This is a genomic window from Streptomyces sp. AcH 505 (assembly GCF_000818175.1).
In the GTDB taxonomy this organism is placed as follows: domain Bacteria; phylum Actinomycetota; class Actinomycetes; order Streptomycetales; family Streptomycetaceae; genus Streptomyces.
In genome coordinates, this window is record NZ_JTIY01000001.1 from 1,725,082 (window position 1) to 1,731,080 (window position 5,999).

7 protein-coding genes and 1 pseudogene are annotated in these 5,999 nt (G+C 68.8%); all 8 read right to left on the reverse strand.

Features of this window, described 5'->3' with window-relative positions; all coding sequences use genetic code 11:
• A pseudogene (locus HY68_RS43565) lies at positions 1 to 187 on the reverse strand (glycerol acyltransferase); the annotation flags it as partial.
• A 1-nt stretch (position 188) separates the two neighbouring features.
• Entirely contained in the window at positions 189 to 1,244 is a 1,056-nt protein-coding gene (locus HY68_RS08030) for an NAD-dependent epimerase/dehydratase family protein (protein ID WP_041995407.1), read from the reverse strand.
• A gap of 126 nt (positions 1,245 to 1,370) precedes the next feature.
• Positions 1,371 to 1,469 (reverse strand): AURKAIP1/COX24 domain-containing protein, encoded by a 99-nt coding sequence (locus HY68_RS40470; protein ID WP_003948845.1) that lies wholly within the window; start codon positions 1,467 to 1,469, stop codon positions 1,371 to 1,373.
• Between the two features lie 122 nt (positions 1,470 to 1,591).
• Positions 1,592 to 1,804, reverse strand: coding sequence for a helix-turn-helix domain-containing protein (locus tag HY68_RS08035; protein WP_014046653.1), 213 nt, complete (start codon positions 1,802 to 1,804; stop codon positions 1,592 to 1,594).
• Positions 1,805 to 1,932: 128 nt separating this feature from the next.
• Entirely contained in the window at positions 1,933 to 2,748 is an 816-nt protein-coding gene (locus HY68_RS08040) for a phosphatase (protein ID WP_041986204.1), read from the reverse strand.
• Positions 2,749 to 2,874: 126 nt separating this feature from the next.
• The gene (locus tag HY68_RS08045; RefSeq protein WP_041995409.1) at positions 2,875 to 4,047 is read right to left on the reverse strand and encodes an acetoin utilization protein AcuC; all 1,173 of its coding nucleotides are present in this window, start codon (positions 4,045 to 4,047) and stop codon (positions 2,875 to 2,877) included.
• Positions 4,016 to 5,236, reverse strand: coding sequence for an MFS transporter (locus HY68_RS08050; RefSeq protein ID WP_041986208.1), 1,221 nt, complete (start codon positions 5,234 to 5,236; stop codon positions 4,016 to 4,018). Before HY68_RS08050 ends, HY68_RS08045 begins: the two co-directional genes overlap by 32 nt.
• Before the next feature lie 43 nt (positions 5,237 to 5,279).
• Complete coding sequence (locus tag HY68_RS08055; RefSeq protein ID WP_041986210.1) at positions 5,280 to 5,924, reverse strand: HAD family hydrolase; 645 nt, start codon at positions 5,922 to 5,924, stop codon at positions 5,280 to 5,282.
• Positions 5,925 to 5,999 lie beyond the last annotated feature (75 nt).

The following is a 5,999-nucleotide window of genomic DNA, read 5'->3' on the forward strand; positions in this document are numbered from 1 at the left end:
CGGGCCGCTCGTCCGCCGCGGGCTGCTGGAGCGGCTCTTCCTCCGGTACGGGGATCAGTCCACCCGGTTTGCGTGTGCGGCCCTGTGAACGCTTCGTGGCCGCGTCCTTGGCCTGCTTCTGCCGGCCGGCCGCGCCCCGCCTGGACCGCGGATCGTCACCGAAAGGGATGACCTTGGCATCCGCCATGTCAGATGCCCTCCTTGCCGACGAGTTGGGAGCTGACGAATTGGGACAGCCTGTCGACCGCGAGAGCCACCGTCTGCGGCGGCAGCAGCCCCGCGCCACGGCTCCGCGCGAAATCGGCGAAGGTCTGCGCGGTCGAATACGTGGGCACGAATCCCAGTGTCTCGCGCATCTGGTCCGTACTGACCACCCTGCCGTGGGTCAGCAGCCGGATCTGCTCCGGCGAGAAGTCCGTCATCCCCGCCGTACGCAGCGCCGAGCCGACCCAGGTCACCGCCGGCAGCAGCACGGGCACGGTGGGCCGCCCCAGCCGCCGCGAGCACTGCGACAGCAGCAGCACGCCCTCGCCGGCGACGTTGAAGGTCCCGCTGTTGAGCGTCCCGCGCCTGGCCTCGGCCGCGGCGATCAGCAGGACGTCGATCACGTCGTCCTCGTGGACGAACTGCAGCCGCGGGTCGTAACCGAAGACCGTCGGCAGCACGGGCAGCGACAGATACTCGGCGAGCGGCGAATCGGCCGCGGGCCCCAGGATGTTCGCGAAGCGCAGCACGCAAACAGCCACATCGGGCCTGCGGCGCGCGAATCCGCGCACGTATCCCTCGACCTCGACGGCGTCCTTCGCGAATCCGCCGCTCGGCAGCGATTTCGCCGGCATCGTCTCGGTGAACACGGCAGGATCGCGCGGCGCCGAACCGTACACGCTGGTACTGGACTTGACGACGAGGCGGCGGACCGTCGGCGATTTCTGGCAGGCGCCGAGCAGCTGCATCGTGCCGATGACGTTGTTTTCCTTCACCGACGCACGGCTGCCCGTACCGCCCAGCGCGGTACCCGTCACATCCAGATGAACCACGGTGTCGACACTGTGTTCGGCGAGAACTCTCGCTATGGCCGGCTGACGGATATCGGCCCGGACGAATTCCGCCTCGCCCAAATGGTGCTCGGGAGGAACCGCGTCGACCGCGATCACCCGCTCCACACCGGGGTCGCGTTGAACGCGCCGTACGAAACGGCCGCCCAGCTGTCTGGCCACTCCGGTCACGAGCACGACCTTGCCCAAGATCAACTGCCTTCCCCTAGAACTGCGTCTACGCGTCACCGTAGCGGTTCACGATTGCCCGGGGATGACACCGCGGCCCTCCCACCGTGCTGGTGGAAGGGCCGCGGATGTACGAACAGCTGCCGCTTACTTCTTGTTGCGGCGCTGAACGCGGGTGCGCTTGAGCAGCTTGCGGTGCTTCTTCTTGGCCATCCGCTTACGCCGCTTCTTGATAACAGAGCCCACGACTACCCTCGCTCACTTCTCTTCACTCGGTGCGGGGCGTCTGGGCCCACACGACCTACGTCGGCCTAGCCTACCCGTCAGCGAGTGAGGGACGTAATCCGAGGGGATGCCGCCGGCTCAGCTCAGGCCGACTCAACCCCCACAAAGGACTCGCGGAGGTACTCGTGAACCGCTTGCTCCGGAACCCGGAAAGACCTGCCCACCCGGATCGCCGGCAGATGACCGCTGTGCACCAACCGGTACACGGTCATCTTCGACACTCGCATCACCGAGGCGACCTCCGCCACGGTAAGGAACTTGACCTCGTTGAGAGGCCTCTCGCTGCCAGCAGCCATGACCCACCTGTACCTTCCGCACCCGACGGCCACCGGCTTCCCCTCCGGTAACTCTTCGTCGCTGTGCGCTCACACACCAGACTAGGGGCGGGTGATACGAGTGGGGAAGAGGAGCAACCTCCGGCTGATTACTGTGACAGACACGCCCGATTGAGTACATAGCGAGTAAGCGGGCGGTAGTAATCGGAGCGCACCGCGTCATCAAGTGGCACCACCACGGACACCCGGCCCTCCGCCTCACCGACGAACAGCGCCGGATCGTCCGTGTCCGCCAGCCCGATCGCCTCAATGCCGAGCTGACCTGCCCCGCAGACCCAGCCGTGGTCCCCCACCACCAACTCGGGCAGCGGCCGGCCGGCCTCCGCGAGACCGTCGAGCGCGACCCGCACGGGCAGCGGCGAATGGGTGTGTGCGCCCGGCTCACTCCCGGCGCACCGAACACCCGGTTCGCGCACCAACGCGACGCCCCGCACGTAGTCAAGACGGTACGTGCGTACCCCGAACCGGGTCGTTATGTCGATACATCGCCCCTGCGAAGGTGTGAGAACAACACATCCCGCCGCCGACAAAGCGTCTGCGAGACCTGCGTAGAAACCCAGCAGCCGATGCGGATGGCCCGTCCCGAACAGCACAGGCGCCCGCTCCGCCACCGCCTGCCGCAGCCGCCCCGCGAACGCCTCCAGCGCACCGAGCGTCCGCTCGGGATCGATCACGTCCTGCCCCGACACATGACCGGGATCGGCGGAGACCCCGCACTTGTCGGCCATGAGACTGAGCAAGTCCCGCTCCCCCCAGGCCCATTCGGGGTCCAGGCCGAGCATCACCCGCGGATCACGGGCGGCGAAGAGCCGGTAACTGCGCAGACTCTCCTCCCGCGACGTCGCCACAGGACCGGCCAGCCTGGCCGCCAGCAGATGCGCACGCAACGCTCCGGTGCTCAACACACCACCGATGCTCGCGCACCAGGACCGGCGAGGGGCCGGAACCCGGTATACACCCCACAGTTGGCGTAACGTGCCTGCGCCGCCCCCGCATGTGCCCGCACCGCCACGGCCCAACCGGCGGACGGCTCAGGCGAGCAGCCCCCGCAGCGGGAACACCGCCTTACGCGTCGCCAGCACCGCCTGGTCCAGCCGGTCCGCCGGATCGTACCCCGCGTCCCACGGCTGCCACTGCGCCGTACGCCCGTCCGTCATCCGCACCGGACCCGGCTGCCGCGTCCGCGCGTACACCTCGTCCCGCCACGACGCCGGCACAGCCGACTGCGGGTCGACCGGCGCGTGCGCGGCGATCCCCACCAGATGAGCCCAGGACCGGGGCACCACGTCGACCACCGCGTAACCGCCACCGCCCAGCGCCAGCCAGCGGCCCCCGTCCGCGTACTCGTGCGCCAGGTCATGGCAGGCGGCCTGCACCGCACGCTGCGCGTCCAGCGACACCGCGAGATGCGCCAGCGGATCCTCGAAATGCGTATCGGCGCCATGCTGCGTCACCAGCACCTGCGGCCGGAAGTCCGCCACCAGCTCGGGCACCACGGCGTGGAACGCCCGCAGCCAGCCCTCGTCCCCGGTCCCCGCGGGCAGCGGCACATTCACCGCACCGCCCTCACCCGCACCGGCCCCGGTCTCCTCGGCCCACCCCGTCCCCGGGAACAACGTCCGCGGATGCTCGTGCAGCGAAACGGTCAGCACCCTCGGGTCCTCCCAGAACGCCGCCTGGACCCCGTCGCCGTGATGCACGTCGACGTCGATGTACGCCACCCGCTCGGCACCCAGCTCCAGCAGCCGGGCAATCGCCAGCGCCGCGTCGTTGTAGATGCAGAAACCCGAAGCGGCACCCGGCATCGCATGATGCAGACCACCCGCGAAGTTCACCGCGTGCGCGGCCTCGCCCCGCCACACCGCCTCCGCCGCACCGACCGACTGCCCGGCGATCAGCGCCGACGCCTCGTGCATCCCCGCGAACGCCGGATCGTCCGCCGTCCCCAGACCGTACGACCCGTCGGCGGACCCCGGGTCCAGCGACAGCCGCCGTACGGCCTCGACGTAATCGGCCTGGTGCACCAGCCGCAGCGTCGAATCACCCGCCGCCGGCGCCGCCACCACATCCACCGCTCTGTCCAGCCCGTACGCCCGGACCAACCCCATGGTCAGCGCCAGCCGTACCGGATCCATCGGGTGGCTGGGTCCGAAGTCGTATCCCGAAACTGCGTCATCCCACATCAACAGTGCGCGGCCGCTCATGCCCGCCACCGTATCCGGCCGGGTCCGTCCCGAACGAGCGGGCGTACACGAGGGTCACCAGAACCATCACCATCGGCACGAGCATCGCGCCCCGGTAGCTCCACGCGTCACCCAGGGCACCCACCAGCGGCGACCCGATCAGAAAGCCCACGTAGTTGAAGATGTTGAGCCGCGCCACCGCCGCGTCACTCGCGGCGGGAAACAGCCGGCCGGCGGCGGCGAAGGTCTGCGGCACGATCACACACAGCCCAAGACCCAGCATCGTGAACCCGAGAATCCCCACCCAGGGCCCCGAAGCGATGGCGACCACCCCGAACCCGGCGGCGGCGAGCACCGTCCCGCACCGCACGACAGCCACAGCACCGAAGCGCCGCACGCCGAAGTCCCCGACGGCGCGGCCCAGCAGAGTCGTCACCATGTAGGCGTTGTACGGAACGGTCGCCAGCTCCTCCGAGCTGTGCAGCACGTCCTGGAGGTACTTGGCGCTCCAGTTCGAGACGGTGGAGTCACCGATGTAGGCGAAGGCCATCACCAGACACAGGGGCAGCAGCAGCTTGAAGACGACGGGCTTGCTGCCCGCGGTGACGGGCTTGTCCGCCGACCCGACGGCTGCCTCGACCGCGTCCGGTGTCGCATCGGCGTACCACCGGCTGCCGATCAGCGTCAGCGGCAGCAGCACGACCACCACCGGGAGATACGACACCAGCAGCGACAGATCCCAGTGCGCCCCCGCCCAGGCCAGCGAGGCCCCGGCGATCCCACCGAGGCTGTACGCGGCATGGAACCCGAGCATGATGCTGCGCCCGTAGGCCCGCTGGAGACTCACCCCGAGCATGTTCATCGACGCGTCGAGCGCCCCCACCGCAAGACCGAAGGCAGCGAGGGAGACGGCGATCTGCCACAGCGCGTCGCCGGCACCGACCCCGAGCAGAGCGAGCAGCACCACGGGCTGCGCAGACCGCAGCACCATGCTCGGCCGCACCTTCGCGACCAGCTTCTCGGTGACCACACTCCCGACACCCGCGAGAATGGGTACGGCGGCGAGGAACACCGGCAGCAGCCCGTCGGATATCCCGTACCGGTCCTGGATCGCGGGGATACGGGTGACGAGGAGAGCGAAGGCCACGCCCTGGGCGAAGAAGCTCACCGCAAGGGAGGCCCGACCGTGCCGCAACCGCACATCTGTCATGGCCGGAAAGCGTATGACGCCGCGCTACCCATGGGTAGATGGATCAGGCGAGCAATCCCAGCAGTTCGTTCATCCCGCCGAAGTACCCGTTGGCCCCCGCCAGCTTCTCGGCGGGCGTCATGGCAGTGAACGCGTACACATCCATCCCGGCGGCCCTGGCCGCCGCGACACCCAGCGGCGAATCCTCGACGACGGCGCAGACGTCGGGGGCGACTCCCATCTGCTCGGCGGCATAAAGGAAGAGATCCGGCTCGGGCTTGCCCCTGCCGACGTCCTGCGCGCTGAAGATGACCCGGTCGTCGAACCACCGGTCGAGCCCGGTCTTACGATGCCCGACCCTGATCCGCTCATGGCTCCCGGAGGACGCCACGCAGTACGGCACCCCGTCGGCGGCAAGCTTCTCCAGAACATCCGCGACGCCGTCGACCGGCGTCAACTCGCGCTCGAAGGCGGCGAAGACGCGGGAGTGCAGGGTCTCGTCGAAGTCGTCGGGCAGCAGACGCCCGGTACGGGCACCGATGAGGTCGTGGACGCGATGCACCGCGGCGCCCATGTAGTCCCGCAGGGAGTCCTCGTAGGAGGTGGGATGTCCCAGCTCGGTGAGATAGCCGGCGAGAATGGTGTTGGAGATCGGTTCGCTGTCGACCAGCACGCCGTCGTTGTCGAAGATGATCAGTTCGTAGCGCATACGTCGACCTTAAACGGCACATGACCGTGAACGCAGAAAAGCCCCCGCACCACGTGGGTGCAGGGGCTTCCCTGA